Consider the following 18,513-nt stretch of genomic DNA (forward strand, 5'->3'; position numbering starts at 1 on the left):
CCAGTGTGGCAGCAAGATGCCAAACCCGGTGGTCGCGCGGGCCGCGCCGGAAGGCTGGAGCCATGACCACGAACACCACGCCCGCCGCCGCCGCGGGCACCTGGAAGCTCGGCTCCTTCGAAGTCAACCGGCTCGGCTTCGGCGCCATGCGCCTGATGTCCACCACGGACGGCGGCATCCGCGCCCGCGAGACGTCCCTCGCCGTGCTGCGCCGGGCCGTCGAGCTCGGCGTCAACCACTTCGACACGGCCGCGTTCTACTTCGCCGGGCCGCGCTCGGCCAACGAACTGCTCAACACCGCGCTGGCGCCGTACGACGACCTCGTCATCACCACCAAGGTCGGCCCGGGCCGGGACTACGAGGGCACCTTCTACACCGCCCGGCCCGAGCAGCTGCGCGCCCAGGTCGAGGAGAACCTGCGCGAGCTGGGCCTCGACCACCTCGACGTCGTCAACTACCGGATCGGCCAGGCCCTCGACCGCGGGGAAGGCTCGCTCGCCGACGGCTTCGGCGCCCTCGCCGAACTGCGCGAAGCCGGGCTGATCCGCGAGCTGGGCATCTCCAACGTCAGCCCGGAGCACCTCACCGAGGCGCTGGCGATCGCGCCCGTCGTCTGCGTCCAGAACCAGTACGGCCTCACCGCCCGCCGCGAGGACGACGAACTCGTCCGGATGTGCGCCGAGCGGGGGATCGCCTTCGTGCCCTTCTTCGCCGTCGCGAGCGGGACCGGCGAGGACGCGCGGGTCGCCGAGGTCGCCCGCCGCCACGACGCCACCCCGGCGCAGGTGCAGCTCGCGTGGACGCTCCACCAGGGGCCGAACGTCCTCGCCATCCCGGGCACCGGTGACCTCGCGCACCTCGAACAGAACGTCGCCGCGGCGGCGATCGAACTCACCGCCGAGGACCTGGCCACCCTCGGGTGATTCACCCGGAATGTCTCGCCGGGGATTCGATCGGGTGAACGTGGCCTGAAGCCCCGGCGAACATGTCCTCCGCAGGTGTCGCGGTGCTCACGACAAGGCGGACAACGCTAGGCCGAAGGGCCACTTCTCAGCTTACGATCGGGCCGTGACCACGCCTGTTTCACTTGCACTGGCCATCGGCGCACTGGTGGCCGGTGCGGTGGTCGGCTACTTCGTCGCGCGGGCGCGCACCCGCCGGGAAGAGGCTCGGCCGCCGGGCCCGACCGTCGCGGAGCTCCTCGAACGGCTGGTCCGCTCTTCGACCAACGGCATCGTCGTGCTCAACCGCTTCGGCGACATGGTGCTGCACAACCCGCGCGCCTACGAGCTGGGCCTGGTGAAGGTCAACCAGGCCGACCCGCGGGCCCGCAAGGCCGCCGAGCAGGTGACCGAGACCGACGAACCGCTGGAAATCGATCTCTCGCCGCTCGAAGCGCGCGGCCGCCAGCCGGAGGCGGTGCTCGGGCAGGTCCGGCCGCTCGGCGACGGCTTCACCGTCGTCGAGGCCGTCGACCACTCCGAGGCCATCCGGCTGGAGGCCGTGCGCCGCGACTTCGTCGCCAACGTCAGCCACGAGCTCAAGACCCCCGTGGGCGCGATCGCGCTGCTCACCGAGGCCGTGCTCGACGCCGCCGAGGACGTCGAGGAGGTCCGCCGCTTCGGCGGCAAGATCCTGCGCGAGTCCACCCGGCTCGGCCAGCTCGTCACCGAGCTGATCGCGCTGTCCCGGCTGCAGGGCGCCGAACGGCTGCCCGACCTCAACGTCGTCGAGGTCGACGCGGTCGTCCGCGAAGCGCTCGGCCGCACCACGCTCTCGGCCGAGTCGGCCGACATCCGGATCACCACCGACAACCCGAGCAGCCTGCTCATCGAGGGCGACCGGACGCTGCTGGTCACCGCGCTGTCGAACCTGCTGGAGAACGCCGTCGCGTACTCGCCGGCCGGCAGCCCGGTGTCGATCTCCCGGCGGCTCGCCGACGGCATGGTCGAGATCGCCGTCACCGACCGCGGCATCGGCATCGCCGAAGAGGAGCAGCAGCGCGTGTTCGAGCGCTTCTACCGGGCCGACAAGGCCCGCTCCCGCGCCACCGGCGGCACCGGCCTCGGGCTGGCGATCGTCAAGCACGTCGCGGCCAACCACGGCGGCTCGGTCGGGCTGTGGAGCCGCCCCGGGACCGGCTCGACGTTCACCCTGCGCATCCCCGCGCACGTCAGCCCCGAGCCGGCGCCGGAGCCGGCGCGGGCCGCCAAGACCTCGCCGGCACCGCGGCAGGAGAAGACCCCCGAGCGCACCCAGAGGCTCGTGGTTACCGGGCAGGACAGCCCAGATCATGGAGGAAACCTGTGACCAGGGTTCTCATCGTCGAGGACGAGGAGTCGTTCGCCGACCCCCTCGCCTTCCTGCTGCGCAAGGAAGGGTTCACCGCGGCCGTGGCCGGCACCGGCCAGGCGGCGCTGGAGGAGTTCGACCGCAACGGCGCCGACATCGTGCTGCTCGACCTGATGCTGCCCGGGATGAGCGGCACCGACGTCTGCAAGCAGCTGCGCCAGCGCTCGGCCGTGCCGGTCATCATGGTGACCGCCCGCGACAGCGAGATCGACAAGGTCGTCGGCCTCGAGCTGGGCGCGGACGACTACGTGACGAAGCCGTACTCGGCGCGCGAGCTGATCGCGCGGGTCCGCGCGGTGCTCCGGCGCGGCGGCGAGCCCGGTTCGGAGGGCGAGCTGGCCCCGCTGGTCCTCTCGGCGGGACCGGTCCGGATGGACGTCGAGCGCCACGTGGTGACAGTGGACGGCGCGGAGGTGTCGCTCCCGTTGAAGGAGTTCGACCTGCTGGAGTACCTGCTGCGCAACGTCGGCCGGGTGCTGACCCGCGGCCAGCTGATCGACCGGGTGTGGGGCGCGGACTACGTGGGCGACACGAAGACGCTGGACGTCCACGTGAAGCGGCTGCGCTCGAAGATCGAACCGGACCCGGGCTCGCCGCGGCACCTGGTGACGGTTCGCGGGCTGGGCTACAAGTTCGAGACGTAAGTCCTTTTTGGTGGGCTATCGCCCCGGTGGAGGCGCGCCGGGGCGGTACCGCACCGAGTGTTTTCGGTTACATGTTCGAGACCTGGCGCTGGGCCCGGTACCGTGGACACCCGTGCGCCTAGGGGTACTCGACGTCGGTTCCAACACCGTCCACCTGCTCGTGGTCGACGCCCACCGGGGCGCCCACCCGACGCCGATGCATTCCGAAAAGTCCGTGCTGCGCCTCGCCGAGCGGATCACCAGGGGCGGCGAGCTCAGCCGCGCCGGTGCCGACGAGCTCTGCACCGCGGTCCAGTCCGCGAAGGACGCCGCCGCCCGGCTCGGCTGCGAAGAAGTCATGGCCTTCGCCACTTCGGCCGTCCGCGAGGCGAAGAACTCCGCGAAGGTGCTCGCCCGGGTGGCCGAGGAAACCGGCGTCGACCTGCAGGTGCTCTCCGGGGTCGACGAAGCGCGGCACACCTTCCTCGCCGTCCGCCGCTGGTACGGCTGGTCGGCCGGTCAGCTGCTGGTGCTCGACATCGGCGGCGGCTCCCTCGAAGTCGCGATGGGCCGCGACGAGGAGCCCGTGCTCGCCGAATCCCTGCCGCTGGGGGCCGGGCGCACCACGCGCACCCGCTTCAAGCACGACCCGCCGACGCGCTCGGAGCTCGTCGCCACGTCCGCGTGGCTGGACGACCAGCTCACCGACCTCGCGCGCAAGGTCACCAAATGGGGTGAACCCGATCGGGTCGTGGCCACGTCGAAGACGTTCCGCTCGCTCGCCAGGCTGACCGGCGCCGCCCCCTCGGCGGCGGGCCCGCGCGTGCGACGTACGCTCACGGACACCGCATTGCGCCAGCTCCTGGCCTTCATCTCGCGGATGCCGTCGGCCGATCTCGCGCAGCTCGAGGGCGTCAGTTCGAGCCGGTCGCACCAGCTCGTGGCGGGTGCGCTCGTCGCGCAGGCCACGATGCGGGCGCTCGGGGTGCCGGAACTCGAGATCTGCCCGTGGGCTCTGCGAGAGGGTGTCATCCTGCGGCGGCTGGACCATTCCACCGGCGCGGATGAGACTGGAGCCGCCCTCGCGGGGCGCTTCGGCGCACAGGAGGACCGGTGAAAGCACACGGCTGGACTTCGCACGCAGAAGATGGGCACGGTGGAGAGGTGACGGACATGCAGAGGACGGCGTACAGCGCGCGCTGCGCCCCCGAGCTGCCGTCGGGGACCTCCCCGCGAGGTGCCGAGGACCCGGAGCGCGCAGGGGATTACCAGGTATGACGGACCAGACCGGAGGCGACCAGCCGCCGCAGAAGACCGTGGCCGAGCTGCTCGCCCAGCACGGGGCCCAGGTCGACGGCGGACGCCGTCGGCGCCGGCGCGCGGCCGATGACGACGACGAACCCGGCACCCCCGAGGCCCCGCCCGGCGCGACCGGCTCGCACCGGCGTCCCGGCGTGAGCGACACCGGACCGCAGGCGATCATCGACCGGGTGGCCGCGGAGGGCACCCCGCCCCCGCCGGCGCCACCGGCCCGTCCGGCCGGACGTCGTCGCGCCGAGCCGCCACCCCCGCCGCCGCCCGCGCCCCGCGCGGTGCCCCAGGACTCGCAGCCGCTGCCGCGGCCGGTGCCGCCGCCCCCGGCGCGGCCCGCCCCGGGCGGCGCCGAGTCCGGCCAGTACGCGCGCCCGGTCCCGCAGGAGTCCGGCCAGTTCGCCCGGCCGCCGCAGGAGTCCGGCCAGTTCGCGCGGCCGCCGGAGCCGGCGCAGCCGCCCGCGCCGCCCCAGCCGTCGCAGCCGTCGCAGCAGCTGCCCGTGCCGCCGCGCGCCGCGCCCCGGCGGCAGCCGCCGGCGCCCCCGCAGCCGTCGCAGCAGCTGCCGGTCCCGCCGTCGGCCGAGGAGACCCGTGCCGTCCCGCCGGTCCGGCGCCGCCCCGGCCCGCCGCAGCCGTCGCAGCAGCTGCCGACGCCGCCCCAGCCGTCCCAGCAGCTCCCGGTGCCCCCGCCGCCCGGCGGGCCGCTCTCGGCCCGGCTCGACGGCCTCAACGGCACCCCGGACGCCGAGATCGACGTCCCGCCGGGCCCGATGGCCAGTGGAACTTTCGCGACGCCGCCCGCCGCGCCCGGCCGCCCGCGCCGTGCCCCGGCGCGCCGTCCCGAGCCGAAGCGCGAAGACCACACCGAGCAGTTCTCGGCGATCCCCGACGACGAACCGCCGTCCCCGCCGGTGCCGCCGAAGGGCAAGAAGCCCGAGCCGCCGGAGCCGTCCTCGCCCGCGGGCCTGGCGAACTGGCGCAAGCGGCGGCAGAAGGAGCAGATGGAGGACACCGAGATCGGCGTGATGCCGGCGGTGCCCACCGACACCCCGGCCGACGGCTACCCCGAGGACGACTTCGAGCCCGACGGCTTCGCCCCGGAAAGCAGCGGCTACCAGGCCGCCTACGACGCGGGGCCGCCGACCGGCGCGTACCCGCCGCCGATGCCGTTCGCGCCCGGCGACCGCGCCTCGCGGGCGCCGATCCCGGACGACCTCGAGCCCTACGAGCGCGAGTTCGCCGACGGCTACCCGGCGGACGGCCCGGACTTCGAGCAGGACGACTACGGCTACGAGCAGGGCGAAGGCTACGAGGACGACGAGTACGACGACGTCCCCGAGCCGGTCGCGGAGCCGGAGCCGGCGGCCTCGCCCGGCAAGCAGTGGCTGGCGCTGGCCGGCCAGCTGGCGATGGGCGTGGTCGGCGGCGCCGCCGTCTGGCTGGGCTTCAACTGGCTGTGGGTGAACATCCCGGCCGCCGCGCTGGTCGCCGCGCTGCTGGTGGTCGTCGCGCTGGTCTGGATCGTGCGGAAGATCCGCCGCGCCGAAGACCTGCAGACGACGGTGCTCGCGGTGCTGGTGGGCCTGGTGGTGACGGTCTCGCCGGCGGCGTTGCTGCTCGTCGGGCGCTGACACCCGGCACCACCCCGCCACCCGGCACCACCCCGCGCCGCGGTGTCGCGAATGACTCATTCGGGACGTCGGAGGTCCCGAATGAGTCATTCGCGGCGCTCGCAGGCAGGATGGCGCGCGTGACAGACGAGCAGCCGGTCCCGGTGGGCCTCAGCACGGCGTCGGTGTGGCCCCTCAAGGCGGGAACGGCCTTCGAGCTGGCCGCCGAGCTCGGCTACGACGGCGTCGAGGTGATGGTCTGGGCCGACCCGGTCAGCCAGGACGTCACGGCGCTGCGGCGCCTGTCGCGGCGCACCGGCGTGCCCGTGCTGTCGGTGCACTCGCCGTCGCTGCTGATCACGCAGCGGATCTGGTCGCCGGACCCGGTCGTGCGGCTGCGGATGTCCGTCGACGCCGCCCTCGAGCTCGGCGCGCGCACGGTGGTGGTGCACCCGCCGTTCCGCTGGCAGCGCCGGTACGGCGACGCATTCGGCGATCTGGTCGGGGAACTGGAGGAGTCGAGCGGCGTCGAAATCGCGGTCGAAAACATGTTCAAGGTGCGGCCGCCCGGCGGTTCCCGGAATTCCCGGGTCTCCGCGTTCCGGCCGTCGATCGACCCGACGGACGTCGGGTTCCGGCACTACACGCTCGACCTGTCCCACACAGCGGCAGCCGAGATGGACGCGCTGGCCCTCGCGCAGCGGATGGGTGACGGCCTCTCGCACGTCCATCTGGCCGATGGCACCGGCGTCCCGAAGGACGAACACCTGGTGCCCGGACGCGGCGGCCAGCCCTGCGCCGAACTGCTCGAGAAGCTGGTCAGCAACGGTTTTGCCGGCCAGATCGTGCTGGAGGTCAACACCCGGCACGCCGTCACCGCGGCCCAGCGGGTCCGTGATCTGGCCGAGGCGTTGTTGTTCGCGCGGTTCCACCTCGGGCAATAACCCGCGCACGTTCCGGCCGGACACACTGCTCCCGAGTGCATTTCCGCCGGTCCAACCCGTAAAGTTCGGACCGTGAAACCGTCGCTCTCGTTGATCGTCACCTCCCGGAATTCCCGAATCGGCGCGGGCCGTTCGTGAGCGGAATCGACGGCACCGCTGTGTCCTTCGACACGGCGAGTGCGGCGCGGTCGCTGGGGGACGGCACCTTCACCGCGGTGCTGCGCGCGGAATGGGCCATCGGCTCGCACCCGCACGGGGGTTTCCTGCTCGCCCTGCTGGCCAGAGCGGCGATCTCCGCGCTGCACGAGCGCGGCGAGCCGCACGCGGAGCCGCTGGTGGTCAGCGCGGAGTTCCTGCACGCGCCCGCGCTCGGCCCGGTGCTGCTGCGCACGGACGTCCGCAAGGTCGGCCGCCGCGCGACGGTCGTCGAGGTCCGCCTGGAGCAGCGCGGCCGCAGCTGCGTCGAGGCCAGGGTGACGACGGGCCGGCTCCCGATGCGGCGGCCGGAGTGGACGGACGTGCCGTCGATGCCCGCCGAGCCGCCACCGGGCGCGCTGGCGATGGCCGAGAGCACGGAGGGGCCGTTCAACCTGGCCAAGGGCTGCGAGGTCCGCCTGGACCCGGCGACGGCGGGCTACCTGGCGGGCCGCACGGACGAGCCACCCCGGATGCGGCTGTGGGTGCGGCCGCGGCACAGCCTGGTGGACCCGTACTTCACGCTGCTGGCCTCGGACGTGAACCCGCCGGTGGTGATGAACCTCGGCCGCATCGGCTGGGCCCCGACGGTCCAGCTGACGGCGTTGCTGCGGACCCGCCCGGCCCCGGGCTGGCTCCGGGTGGTGGTGGAGTCCCGTTCGGTCCACGAGGCATGGTTCGACTCGGACGCGACGGTGGTCGACGCCCAGGGCCGCCTGGTGTGCCAGGCCCGCCAGCTGGGCCTGGCCCCGGCTCCAGGCGCCTGAGCCCGCGGTTCGGACGTCGCGAATGACTCATTCGGGACCTCGGACGTCCCGAATGAGTCATTCGCGACATCGGCGACGGGTCAGCTCGCCCCGGCACCGCGGGCGCGAGGCGGGTTTGGCACGCTTGAGCGCATGACGGTCATCGCGGTGCTGGGTGCGGGCAAGATCGGCGAGGCGTTGCTCTCGGGGCTGCTGCACGGCGGCCACGAACCGGGCGACCTCCTCTTCACCGAGCGTTACCAGGCTCGCGTCGAAGAGCTGACCTCCCAGTACGGCGTTCGCGGCGTCGAGGTCGAGGAAGCCGCGAAGCGGGCCGATGTGCTCGTCGTCGCCGTCAAGCCGCAGGACATCGAGCCCGTGCTCGACGAGCTCGCGCCGCTGCTCGGGCCGTCGTCGCTGGTCGTTTCGCTGTGCGCCGGGCTGCCCACCTCGCTCTACGAGCGGCGGCTCGCCGAGGGCGTGCCCGTCGTCCGCGTCATGCCGAACACGCCGATGCTGGTCAACGAGGCCATGAGCGCCATCTCCGCCGGCCGGTACGCGACCGCCGACCACCTCGCCGTGGTGCGGGACCTGCTCTCGCACGTCGGGCAGGTCGTCGAGGTGCCCGAGGCGCAGCAGGACGCCGTCACCGCGCTGTCCGGGTCCGGTCCCGCCTACTTCTTCTACCTGGTCGAGGCCATGATCGACGCCGGGATCCTGCTGGGCCTGCCGCGGGCGCTGGCCGGGCAGCTGATCATCCAGTCGGCCGTGGGCGCCGCGAAGATGCTCGCCGAGTCCGACGAGCACCCCGTGCTGCTGCGCGAGGCCGTCACCTCGCCGGCCGGGACCACCATCAACGCCATCCGCGAGCTGGAGAAGCACGGCGTCCGCGCGGCGCTGCTGGCCGCCATCGAGGCCGCCAAGGACCGCTCGGTGGAGCTCGGCAAGGCGCACGACGAGGACTGATTTCGCCGGAAAGGGCGATTCCGCGGGTCTTGCACGCGCGGGTGCTTGTGCGTTAGCGCTGGTAGGGGCCCATCTCGGTGACAGGCGTCGCATTAGTCCCACCAGTCCCGCTACTCTCGATAGAGCACGTGCGTGTCGATACCACAGGTGGGGAAGCCTCGTGGCGCGACACGTGTCGAAGGACGCGGTAAACATGTCGCCGAACAAGAAGGAGGATTTGCCCGCCGTCGGGCAGGTCCAGTTCCTGACGGTCGCCGAGGTGGCCACGCTGATGCGGGTCTCCAAGATGACCGTCTACCGTCTCGTGCACTCGGGTGAGCTGCCCGCCGTCAGGGTCGGGAAGTCCTTCCGGGTGCCGGAGAAAGCAGTGCACGAGTACCTCCAGGGCGCCTATTACGACGTGGGTTGATCCACGCCCCGGCCAGCGGCACGCCGTGTTACGACGTGCCCGCTGACCGGCCCGCCCGGGGAGACGGGTAACCTGGAAAACCGCTCGTGCCTGTGCGCTCCACCCGTTGGACGCTGCGCCGGGCAGCGTGACCGACGACGACCTAAGGAGCGCCCATGGGCTCTGTGATCAAGAAGCGCCGCAAGCGCATGTCGAAGAAGAAGCACCGCAAGCTGCTTCGCCGTACGCGCGTTCAGCGTCGTAAGGCCGGCAAGTAAGCCTGCCGAGTGTGACCGTGGCCCGTCCAGTCTCTGGACGGGCCACGTCCATGTGGTGGGCAGGTCCGCCCGTTCGAGTGAGGCGTTCGTCGCTTTCCCGGGGCGTGGCGGTTAATAGCACGTAAGACGGCCGGGAGCTACCACTGATGAGCGGTAACATCTCAAGGGCGTCCGCGCGATCCTTCCAGTGAGTGCAGGTTCGCGCGCCTCGGGTGACCGTCCACCCCCCACTTGCCCTACGCCGCAGGGAGTCGCATGCCGTCGAACATCGTGCTCGTCACCGGGGTCGCCGGGGAACTGGGCGGGAAACTGCTCGCCCGGCTGGGCAACAACCCCGACTTCGAACGGGTCATCGGTGTCGACACGGTTCCGCCGGACAAGACCGTCCTGCAGCGCATGGGCCACGCGGAGTTCGTCCGCGCGGACATCAGGAACCCGTTGATCGCCAAGGTGATCAGCACCGCCAAAGTGGACACTGTGGTGCACGCGTCGTGCACGGCGCACCCGGCCGGGCCGGGCCGCCGCACGGCGATCAAGGAAGTCAACGTCATCGGCACCATGCGGCTGCTCGCCGCCTGCCAGCGCTCGCCGCTGGTGCGGAAGCTGGTGGTCAAGTCGACGGCGGCGGTCTACGGCGCCGGCGCCCGCTCGCAGGCGGTGTTCACCGAGGACTCCGAGCTCATCCCCACGTCGACCAGCGGGTACGCGAAGGACGCCGTCGAGATGGAGGGGTACGTGCGCGGCCTGGTGCGGCGCCGCCCCGACATCACCACGACGCTGTTCCGGTTCGCCAACATCATCGGGCCCGAGACCGACACCGTCCTCGCCCGCTACTTCGCCCTGCCGGTGGTGCCGACGGTCTTCGGCTACGACGCGCGCATCCAGCTGCTGCACTCGTCGGACGCGCTGTCGGTGCTGGAGCGGGCGACGCTGGCCGACCGGCCCGGCGTGTTCAACGTCGGCGCGGAGGGGGTACTCACCCTCTCGCAGGCGATCCGGCGAGCGGGCCGGGTCGAGCTGCCGATGCCGCGGAGCGTGGTGCCGTCGGTCGGCAAGGTTCTGCGCGGCGCCCGCGTCGTGGACTTTTCCGCCGACCAGGTCCGGTTGCTGAACTTCGGCCGGGTCGTGGACATCGCCAAGCTGAAGCAGGAGTTCGGGTACACGCCGCGGTGGACGACGCGTGAGGCGTTCGACGACTACATCGTCGGACGCGGGCTCCGCCCGGTGCTCGACGGGGGCAAGCTGGCCGGCCTGGCCGGCCGGGTACTGGTCGCCGCGGCTACCGGGCAGAGCCGGTGACCAGGCATTTCGACTTGGACGACGGCGAAAGCGAGGTGGGAACGGTGGGCGGTGCCGAGGCGCAGGTCATCCCCCTGCACGGGCCGGGCCGGGAGAAGCCGGAGGCCGAGCGGGACCTTCGTGAGCAGGACGCCGCGCGGGCGGAGGCGGCCCCGGTCGTCGCGTTCCCCGGTGGCGTCGAACGGCCGGTGCCGGACGAGCCGCTTTCGGACGCGGCCCGGTCGGCGCTCGGGTTCCTGCGCGACCGGCTGACCGGCGACTACACGGTCGACGAATTCGGCTTCGACGCCGAGCTGACCGAGGCGGTGTTCCTGCCGCCGCTGCGCGCGCTGTACAAGAAGTGGTTCCGCGTCGACACGTACGGCGTCGAGAACCTCCCTGCGGTCGGCGGCGCGCTGCTGGTGTCCAACCACTCCGGCACGATCCCGCTCGACTCGCTGATGACGGCGGTGGCGGTGCACGACGAGACCGGCGGCCGTCACCTGCGCGGCCTCGGCGCGGACCTGGTGTTCCAGGTGCCGCTGGTGGGGTCGTTCGCCCGCAAGTCCGGCCAGACGCTGGCCTGCCACGCGGACGCCGAACGCCTGCTGCGCAAGGGTGAGCTGGTCGGGGTGTGGCCGGAGGGCTTCAAGGGCGTCGGCAAGCCGTTCGCTTCCCGCTACAAGCTGCAGCGCTTCGGCCGCGGCGGGTTCGTGTCGGCCGCGCTGAAGGCGGGCGTGCCGATCATCCCGGTGTCGGTCATCGGCGCGGAGGAGATCTACCCGAAGCTGGGCGACATCAAGGTGCTGGCCCGCATGCTGGGCCTGCCGTACTTCCCGGTGACGCCGTTCTTCCCGATGCTGGGCCTGCTGGGCGCGGTCCCGCTCCCGACGAAGTGGAGCATCGAGTTCGGCGAGCCGATCGCGACGGATGCGTACGGGCCGGACGCGGTCGAGGACCCGATGCTGGTGTTCCAGCTGACGGATCAGGTCCGCGAGTCGATCCAGCAGACGCTGTACCAGCGCCTTTCGCAGCGCAAGTCGGTCTTCCGCGGCTGAGCCTCGTGAGTGGTAAGGCGAGTTCTAACTCGTCTAAACACTCACGACAGCCTGCACCGAGCGTCAGCGGCGGCGGTAGGCCATTCCCGCTGCCACCGCACCCGCCAGCGCGCCCGCGCCCAGCACCGACGGCACGCCGATCTTCGCCGCCTTGCGGCCCGTCCGGAAGTCGCGGATCTCCCAGCCCCGCGCCCGGGCCACGTCTCGCAGCCCGCCGTCCGGGTTGACCGCCACCGCCGTGCCCACCACCGACAGCATCGGGATGTCGTTCGCCGAGTCCGAATACGCCGTGCAGCGCTTGAGGTTCAAGCCCTCGCGAGACGCCAGCGCCCGCACCGCGTGCGCCTTCGCCCGCCCGTGCAGCAGGTCGCCCACCAGGCGGCCCGTGTACACGCCGTCGCGGGTCTCCGCCACCGTGCCCAGTGCCCCGGTCAGACCAAGACGGCGGGAGATGATCGCCGCCAGCTCGATCGGGGTCGCCGTCACCAGCCAAACCCGCTGGCCCGCGTCCAGGTGCATCTGGGCCAGCGCGCGCGTGCCGGACCAGATCTTGTCCGCCATCAGCTCGTCGTAGATCTCTTCGCTGATCGACGTCAGCTCCGCCACCGTGCGGCCGGCCACAAAGGACAGTGCGCGCTCGCGGTGGGTCTTGATGTCCTCTTTGTTCTCGCGGCCGCCGAGCCGGAACTTGATCTGGCCCCACACGAACCCGGCCAGGTCGGCCGACGTGAAGAACTTCCGGGCCGCGAGCCCGCGGGCGAAGTAGAAGATCGACGCGCCCATCATCATCGTGTTGTCGACGTCGAAGAACGCGGCCGCCGTGAGGTCCGGCGGGGCGGGCGGCGCGGCGGGTCCGGCGGCCGCGTGGGCGGCTTCGGCCGACGCCTCGCCCGCGAGCGCGGCGAGCCGTTCCAGCTCCTGACTCTTATCCCTGCCACGCCAAGCTGACACGCACACCGCCTCCACGTTCGCGCACGTCGGGTCCTTCGCACAGCGTAGCGAGCCGCCCACTGCGTCGTCGCAGGTGTGGCCCGGACCTCAGCCGATGACGATCGGCGGCAGACCGGGCAGCAACGGCGGGATCGAAACCAGTGGGGGCGGGGACGTCGTGGTCGTCGTCGACGGCGGCCGTGGCGACGTCGTCGGCACCTGGCCGTACACCGGGGGCGGTGTCACGCCGCCGGTCGGCGCGGGGATGCCCGGGGTCGCCGCGGCGTCCGACGGGGGCAGCTGCGTGCCCGTCGGCGTCGGCGAGGTGCTGTCCGACGACGAGGGTGCGACGGACACCGCCGTCGGCTGGCCGCCGGCGGCTGGGGCGGGCCGCTGCGTGCACTCGCCGGTCGCCGGGAGCGGGCCCAGTTCGTCGGACGTGCCCGTGGTGATCTGGTAGCAGTTCATCCGCGCCACCAGGCCGCTCGTGCGTTCCTGGACCTTGCCCAGCAGGTCGCGGACGTCGCCGAACACCGGCGCCGCGTCGGCCGGCAGCGGCTGCGAACCCAGCCGCGCCGCCTGGTTGCGCGCCCACAGCCGGATGTCCGACAGCGCCTGCGTGCCGCTGCCGTCGCTGGTCGCCGCGGCCGCCATCTGGGCGACGCCGGCCTGCAGGTCGGCGGCGAAGTCGTCGTAGGCGGTCCGGTAGTCGGCCGCGGTCCCGCCTTCGGCGGCCAGCTCGCCGAGCTCGGTGATCCGGTTGGTGGCGAACTCGAGGTGCTTGCGCGCCTTCTCCTGGTCGCCGAACGTCAGGCCCAGCGCGGTCGACTCGCCGGCCCGCTTGACGCCGTACAGCGGGTCACCGGGCAACGCCGTGCGCGAGAGCACCAGCGTCAGCCCCGAGAGGACGAGGAAGAGGAAGAGCGCGGCGGCCACCAGGTCGGCGGTCCGCGGCCGCCACCTCCGACGGGGGGCGGTGGCCGCCGCCGTCTCCAGGCGGCCCGCGATCTCCGCGCGGATCCGCTGCCGCGTCTCCAGGTCGGGGGCCCCGGCCGCGCCGAGCTCACGCAGCGCGCCGACGAGCGCGAGTTCGTCGGCGAACTCGCCGTCGCGGCGTACCGGCGACGGTTCCAGGGCACGCGCGAACCGCTCGCTCTCGGCTCGCTCACGCGCAGACCTCACGGCGCTGCTTCTTCCTCTCGGGCCACGGCCGGCCCTGACACCGGTCTGCGTGGGGTAACGATCCAGAAGCCGCGAGGGTTACCGGTTTCGGCCGACGAACGGAAAAGTTCGCGGGTTCAGCGCAATCCGGTGGGCAGAAGTTGTGCCAAACGGCGTACGGCGCGGTGTTGCAGCGCCTTGATCGCGCCTTCGTTGCGGTTCATGATCTCGGCCGTCTCGGCCACGGACAGCCCCTGCAGGAACCGCAGCACGATGCACTCCCGCTGGTCGTCGCCCAGTTCGGCGACGCAGCGCAGCAGCTCGGTGCGGGTGGCGCGGCTGATCGCCTCCTGCTCGGGGCCCGCCTGCGCGGTCGCGCCGACGCTGAACGGCGCCGAGCCCGGCTCGGTCACCTCGTCGGTGACCACTTCGAGCTTGAACCGGCTCGACTTGACGTGGTCGAGCACGAGGTTGCGGGCGATGGTGACGAACCAGGCGCCGACGTCACGTCCCTGGTAGCTCACCGACGTGATCCGGCGCAGCGCGCGCAGGAACGTCTCGCTGGTGACGTCCTCGGCGAGGTCGCGGTCGCCGAGCCGGAACAGCACGTAGCGGTAGACCACGTCGACGTACCGGTCGTAGAGCCGGCCGAAGGCGGACGAGTCGCCGTCCTGCGCGGCCCGCACCAGCTCCCACGCCTCCGCCTTCGCCGCCTCGGCGCGCTCGTCGTCGGCCGCCTGCCTGCTCAGCGGTACCGCCGAGGGGCGCCCGAAGACGCGCTCGGCGAACATGAAGACGGGCCCGCGGCTCACGGCGGTCGGGACGGTCATCGGGCGGCACCTCCGGCGGCGGCTTCGACCCAGCGGGTCACGGTACCCCCGGAACTCGGGCGAGCAGGGGCCTGCCGGCTCGCGTGCCCCACGACCTCGTGGGCAGGCAAGTTCGTCACGGCGACTCCCTCTCTCCCGTCGCGGCCGTGATCAACGACACCGGCGCGACGCAGTGCAGCATACGTGTTGTTACCGCGAAGTAGGTAGTGGTTCGGGGGTTGCGCAAACGGAACGCTCGCGGTCAGCACCCATGACGTCGCTTCAGATGACAGACTTGCAACGGTTCGGTCGGGCGAGGAGAGGTGGGCCGCGGGTGAGCGCCGGAACGGAGACGCAATCGGGGGTCGGCGGGCTGCTCACGCGGGCCGCGGCCACGTGGCCGGAGCACCCGGCCGTGCGCGAGACCGGCACCGGGCGCGGCCTGAGCTACCACGAGCTGGCTGCCGCCGCCCAGGTCCAGGCCGGGCGGCTGGTGGAGGCGGGCGTCGGCCCCGGCGACCGGGTCGGGCTGCGGCTGCCGACGTCGGTCGACTTCGCGGTCGCCTTCTTCGGTGCGCTGCGGGCGGGGGCCGTCGTCGTCCCGCTGTCGCCGCAGGTGCCCGGGCCCGAGCTCGGGAAGCTGCTGGAGCACAGCGGCGCGAAGGTCGTCGTCCAGCGCGACGCGGACGCGGACCTGCCGGACGGCGTGAGCGGCGTCACGCCGGTGACTGACCCGGATGGCGTAGTCGAATCCGTCGAACACACCCGGTCAGGCGAGGACATCGCCGTCATTTCGTACACGTCGGGCACCACCGGGCCGCCGCGCGGGGTGATGCTTTCGCACCGCGCGCTGCTGGCGAACCTCGACCAGATCAGCGGGGTCGAGGGCGTCCTCGAACACGACGACCGCGTGCTGATCACCATCCCGCTCTTCCACGTCTACGGCCTCGGCCCCGGGCTCCTGCAGGCGGTCGCCGTCGGCGCGACCGCCGTCCTGTCGGAGCGCTTCGAAGCCCAGCGCACGCTCGACGACTGCGCCGAACACGGCGTCACGTCGATCACCGGCGTCCCGACGATGTACGGCGAGTTCGCCGCCCTCGGCGCCGACGAGCTCCGCCGCGGGCTGGCCACCGTGCGGCGGATGACGTCCGGCGCGGCGCCGCTGCACCCGAAGGTGCTGACCGCGATCCGCGAGGCCACCGGCCTCGACGTCTATGAGGGCTACGGCCTCACCGAATGCGCGCCGGTGGTGACGTCGACGCTGGTCACCGGCTACCCGAAGCCCGGCTCGGTCGGCCGCCCGCTGCCCGGGGTCGAGCTGCGGCTGGTCGACAGCGACGGCACCGACCAGGCCGTGCCGCTCGACCCGGACGACGTCGGCGACGTCTTCGAGGCCGCCGGCGAGACCGGGCTGGTGTCGATCCGCGGCGCCAACCTCTTCTCGGGGTACTGGCCGGACGGCGGCCACGGGCCCGACGCCGAGGGCTGGTTCCGCACCGGCGACGTCGGCTACCTCGACGTCGACGGCGACCTGCACCTGGTCGACCGGGCCAACGACCTGATCATCGTCAACGGCTTCAACGTCTTCCCGCGCGAGGTGGAGGAGGTCATCGGGCAGCTGCCCGAGGTGGCCGAGGCCGCCGTCGTCGGGGTGGTGGACGAACGCAGCGGCGAAGCGGTGAAGGCGTTCGTCGTGCCCGCGGCCGGGGCTGCGCTGTCCGAGCAGCAGGTCGTCGACCACTGCGCGGCCCACCTGGCCGGGTACAAGGTGCCGCACCTGGTCGAGTTCGCCGAGTCGCTGCCGCACTCGGCCACCGGCAAGCTGCGCCGGCTGCGGTTGCGGTAGTAAGGACGCCATGGCGCACGAAGTGACGGTGATGGGCCGGGACGGTTGCCACCTCTGCGAGGTCGCGGAGGCCGAGGTCGCCCGGATCTGCGGCGAGCTGGGCGTCTCGTGGCGCTCGGAAGACGTCGACACCGACCCGGAGTGGCGTGCGGAGTACGGCGACCGCGTCCCGGTGATCCTGGTCGACGGCGCCGAGCACGGCTACTGGCGCGTCGAAGAGGACCGCCTGCGCAAGGCCCTCGCCTGAGCCGGTCTGCCGCAGCTCCTCGTGAGTGTTTAGGCGCGTTAGAACGCGCCTAAACACTCACGACCACTTGCGCCGAGCGGCAGCCGTAACACGTCCGTAAGCCGTTCCGAGCAGCCGCTTCACGCTTCCGCTCCGAAGATGGAGGCGTGAGCACTCTGCAGGAAGCGCCGCCCGAAGCACCCCGGCGGCTTTCGCTGCCGGTCGCGACCCTGATCGGGCTCCTCGCGCTGGCCGCCGCCCTCGGCGTCGGGCACCTGGTGGCGGGGTTCGTCGGGTACACGGCGTCGCCGTTCATCGCGGTGGCGAACTACGTCATCGACCACAGCCCGACCGGGATCGTGAAGTGGGCCGAGCGGACGCTGGGCACCTGGGACAAGCCGGTGCTGAAGCTCGGGCTGGGCGTGGTGCTGGTCCTGTTCGCGCTGCTGGCCGGGCAGCTCTCGCGCCGGACGCCACGGGCCGGGCAGGTGCTCGTCTTCCTGCTCGGCGCGGCCGGGGTCGCCGCGGTCTACGCGCGCAGCGACCTCGGGCAGATCTCGCTGCTGGCGCCGGTCGCCGCCCTGGTGGCCGGGCTGGCCGTGTTCACCTGGCTGCACCGCCTCGCGCTGCCGCCCGACGTGGTCCACGACCGCGGCTTCGACCGGCGGAAGTTCCTGCGCGCCGGAGTCGGTGTCGTGGCCGGTTCGGGGGTCGCGGCCGTCGTCGGCCAGGTCGCCGGGACCAGCGCGGACGCCGAGGACTCGCGGGCCGCCGTCGGGCCGCTCGTCCCCGCGCGCACCGCGCCGCCGCTGCCCGCGGACGCCGACTTCGCGAAGCTCGGTTCCCCGCCGTTCCTCACGCCGAACGCGGACTTCTACCGCATCGACACCGCGCTCGTCGTGCCGCAGCTGCGCACCGAGGACTGGAGCCTGCGCATCCACGGCATGGTCGACCGCGAGGTGACGTTCTCCTACGCCGACATCCGCAGCCGGCCGCTGGTCGAGCGCCGGGTGACGCTGACGTGCGTGTCCAACGAGGTCGGCGGCCCGCTGATCTCGAACGCGTCCTGGATCGGCGTCGACCTCGCCGACCTGCTCGAGGAGGCCGGTGTGCAGGCGGGCGCGCAGCAGATGTTCGCCACCAGCGTCGACGGCTGGACGTGCGGCACCCCGGCGAACGTGGCCCTCGACCGGACCCGCGGCGCGATGCTGGCGATCGGGATGAACGGCGAGCCGCTGCCGGTCGAGCACGGGTTCCCGGCCCGGATCGTCATCCCCGGCCTGTACGGCTACGTCTCGGCGACGAAGTGGGTCAAGTCCCTCGAATTCACCCGGTGGGACGACCGGCAGGCGTACTGGCTCAGCCGCGGGTGGGCGGAGCAGGCGCCGATCAAGACCGAATCGCGGATCGACACGCCCGCGGCTTTCGCGCGGGTGAGCGCGGGCAAGGTCCGGCTGGCGGGCACGGCGTGGGCGCAGCACACCGGCATCGCGAAGGTCGAGGTCCGGCTGGACCAGGGGCCGTGGCTCCCGGCGACCCTGTCGGCCGAGGTGAGCAAGGACACCTGGCGGATGTGGTGGGCCGAGCTCGACGTGCCGCCGGGCTCGCACCAGGCGTTCGTCCGCGCGACCGACCAGGACGGCTACACGCAGACGGAGAACCGCGCGGACCCGGTCCCGGACGGCGCAACCGGCTGGCACTCGGTGACCCTCAACGCAAGCTGAGCTCGAACGCTGGCCCCCGCCCCCGCCCCCGCCCTGTCTCTTATACACATCTGACGCTGCCGACGATC

The 18,513-nt window shown here is 72.5% G+C and carries 18 protein-coding genes; 15 read left to right on the top strand and 3 right to left on the bottom strand.

Annotated elements, in window-relative coordinates; all coding sequences use genetic code 11:
* Positions 1-62: 62 nt before the first annotated feature.
* The 12 genes from OO60_RS40650 to OO60_RS40700 all read left to right on the top strand — a co-directional run bounded on the left by OO60_RS40650 (position 63) and on the right by OO60_RS40700 (position 11,749).
* Positions 63-923 (top strand): oxidoreductase, encoded by an 861-nt coding sequence (locus OO60_RS40650; RefSeq protein WP_033263361.1) that lies wholly within the window; start codon positions 63-65, stop codon positions 921-923.
* A 145-nt stretch (positions 924-1,068) separates the two neighbouring features.
* Positions 1,069-2,310 (top strand): sensor histidine kinase, encoded by a 1,242-nt coding sequence (locus tag OO60_RS40655; RefSeq protein WP_033263362.1) that lies wholly within the window; start codon positions 1,069-1,071, stop codon positions 2,308-2,310.
* On the top strand, positions 2,307-2,996 hold the full coding sequence (locus OO60_RS40660) for a response regulator transcription factor (RefSeq protein WP_003062718.1): 690 nt from the start codon (positions 2,307-2,309) through the stop codon (positions 2,994-2,996). The genes OO60_RS40655 and OO60_RS40660 overlap by 4 nt, the downstream gene beginning before the upstream one ends.
* A 112-nt stretch (positions 2,997-3,108) precedes the next feature.
* On the top strand, positions 3,109-4,092 hold the full coding sequence (locus OO60_RS40665; RefSeq protein ID WP_003062716.1) for a Ppx/GppA phosphatase family protein: 984 nt from the start codon (positions 3,109-3,111) through the stop codon (positions 4,090-4,092).
* A gap of 157 nt (positions 4,093-4,249) precedes the next feature.
* Positions 4,250-5,917, top strand: a complete 1,668-nt coding sequence (locus OO60_RS40670; RefSeq protein WP_244885653.1) for a hypothetical protein — start codon at positions 4,250-4,252, stop codon at positions 5,915-5,917.
* A gap of 110 nt (positions 5,918-6,027) precedes the next feature.
* Complete coding sequence (locus tag OO60_RS40675; protein WP_205624189.1) at positions 6,028-6,840, top strand: sugar phosphate isomerase/epimerase family protein; 813 nt, start codon at positions 6,028-6,030, stop codon at positions 6,838-6,840.
* A 143-nt stretch (positions 6,841-6,983) separates the two neighbouring features.
* Positions 6,984-7,802, top strand: coding sequence for a thioesterase family protein (locus OO60_RS40680; protein WP_033263373.1), 819 nt, complete (start codon positions 6,984-6,986; stop codon positions 7,800-7,802).
* Between the two features lie 132 nt (positions 7,803-7,934).
* Positions 7,935-8,747 carry a pyrroline-5-carboxylate reductase gene (gene proC / locus OO60_RS40685; protein ID WP_003089682.1) on the top strand — a complete coding sequence of 271 codons (813 nt, stop codon included), beginning with the start codon at positions 7,935-7,937 and terminating at the stop codon, positions 8,745-8,747.
* 193 nt (positions 8,748-8,940) lie between these two features.
* Positions 8,941-9,156: a helix-turn-helix domain-containing protein gene (locus OO60_RS40690; RefSeq protein ID WP_013222402.1), complete on the top strand. Its 216-nt coding sequence runs from the start codon at positions 8,941-8,943 to the stop codon at positions 9,154-9,156.
* 155 nt (positions 9,157-9,311) lie between these two features.
* Positions 9,312-9,413: a 30S ribosomal protein bS22 gene (locus OO60_RS46160; protein ID WP_007030867.1), complete on the top strand. Its 102-nt coding sequence runs from the start codon at positions 9,312-9,314 to the stop codon at positions 9,411-9,413.
* Between the two features lie 255 nt (positions 9,414-9,668).
* Positions 9,669-10,712, top strand: coding sequence for an NAD-dependent epimerase/dehydratase family protein (locus tag OO60_RS40695; protein WP_003089688.1), 1,044 nt, complete (start codon positions 9,669-9,671; stop codon positions 10,710-10,712).
* Positions 10,713-10,726: 14 nt separating this feature from the next.
* A complete protein-coding gene (locus OO60_RS40700; protein ID WP_003089690.1) occupies positions 10,727-11,749 on the top strand; it encodes a lysophospholipid acyltransferase family protein in 1,023 nt (340 codons plus the stop codon).
* Positions 11,750-11,812: 63 nt separating this feature from the next.
* Here the strand turns inward: OO60_RS40700 and OO60_RS40705 are convergent, their stop codons facing one another.
* The 3 genes from OO60_RS40705 to OO60_RS40715 form a co-directional block, all read right to left on the bottom strand.
* The gene (locus OO60_RS40705; protein WP_033263374.1) at positions 11,813-12,700 is read right to left on the bottom strand and encodes an HAD family hydrolase; all 888 of its coding nucleotides are present in this window, start codon (positions 12,698-12,700) and stop codon (positions 11,813-11,815) included.
* 87 nt (positions 12,701-12,787) lie between these two features.
* Positions 12,788-13,861, bottom strand: coding sequence for a DUF5667 domain-containing protein (locus tag OO60_RS40710; protein ID WP_004560313.1), 1,074 nt, complete (start codon positions 13,859-13,861; stop codon positions 12,788-12,790).
* Positions 13,862-13,977: 116 nt separating this feature from the next.
* Complete coding sequence (locus tag OO60_RS40715) at positions 13,978-14,670, bottom strand: sigma-70 family RNA polymerase sigma factor (protein WP_004560311.1); 693 nt, start codon at positions 14,668-14,670, stop codon at positions 13,978-13,980.
* A 313-nt stretch (positions 14,671-14,983) separates the two neighbouring features.
* Between OO60_RS40715 and OO60_RS40720 the strand changes: the two genes are divergently transcribed.
* From OO60_RS40720 to OO60_RS40730, 3 genes are all read left to right on the top strand, one after another.
* Positions 14,984-16,495, top strand: coding sequence for an AMP-binding protein (locus tag OO60_RS40720; RefSeq protein ID WP_004560310.1), 1,512 nt, complete (start codon positions 14,984-14,986; stop codon positions 16,493-16,495).
* A gap of 10 nt (positions 16,496-16,505) precedes the next feature.
* On the top strand, positions 16,506-16,742 hold the full coding sequence (locus tag OO60_RS40725) for a glutaredoxin family protein (RefSeq protein ID WP_004560309.1): 237 nt from the start codon (positions 16,506-16,508) through the stop codon (positions 16,740-16,742).
* A gap of 146 nt (positions 16,743-16,888) precedes the next feature.
* Positions 16,889-18,445, top strand: coding sequence for a molybdopterin-dependent oxidoreductase (locus tag OO60_RS40730; protein WP_004560308.1), 1,557 nt, complete (start codon positions 16,889-16,891; stop codon positions 18,443-18,445).
* The last annotated feature ends 68 nt before the right edge of the window (positions 18,446-18,513 follow it).

This window comes from Amycolatopsis vancoresmycina, from assembly GCF_000716785.1.
Taxonomy (GTDB): domain Bacteria; phylum Actinomycetota; class Actinomycetes; order Mycobacteriales; family Pseudonocardiaceae; genus Amycolatopsis; species Amycolatopsis vancoresmycina.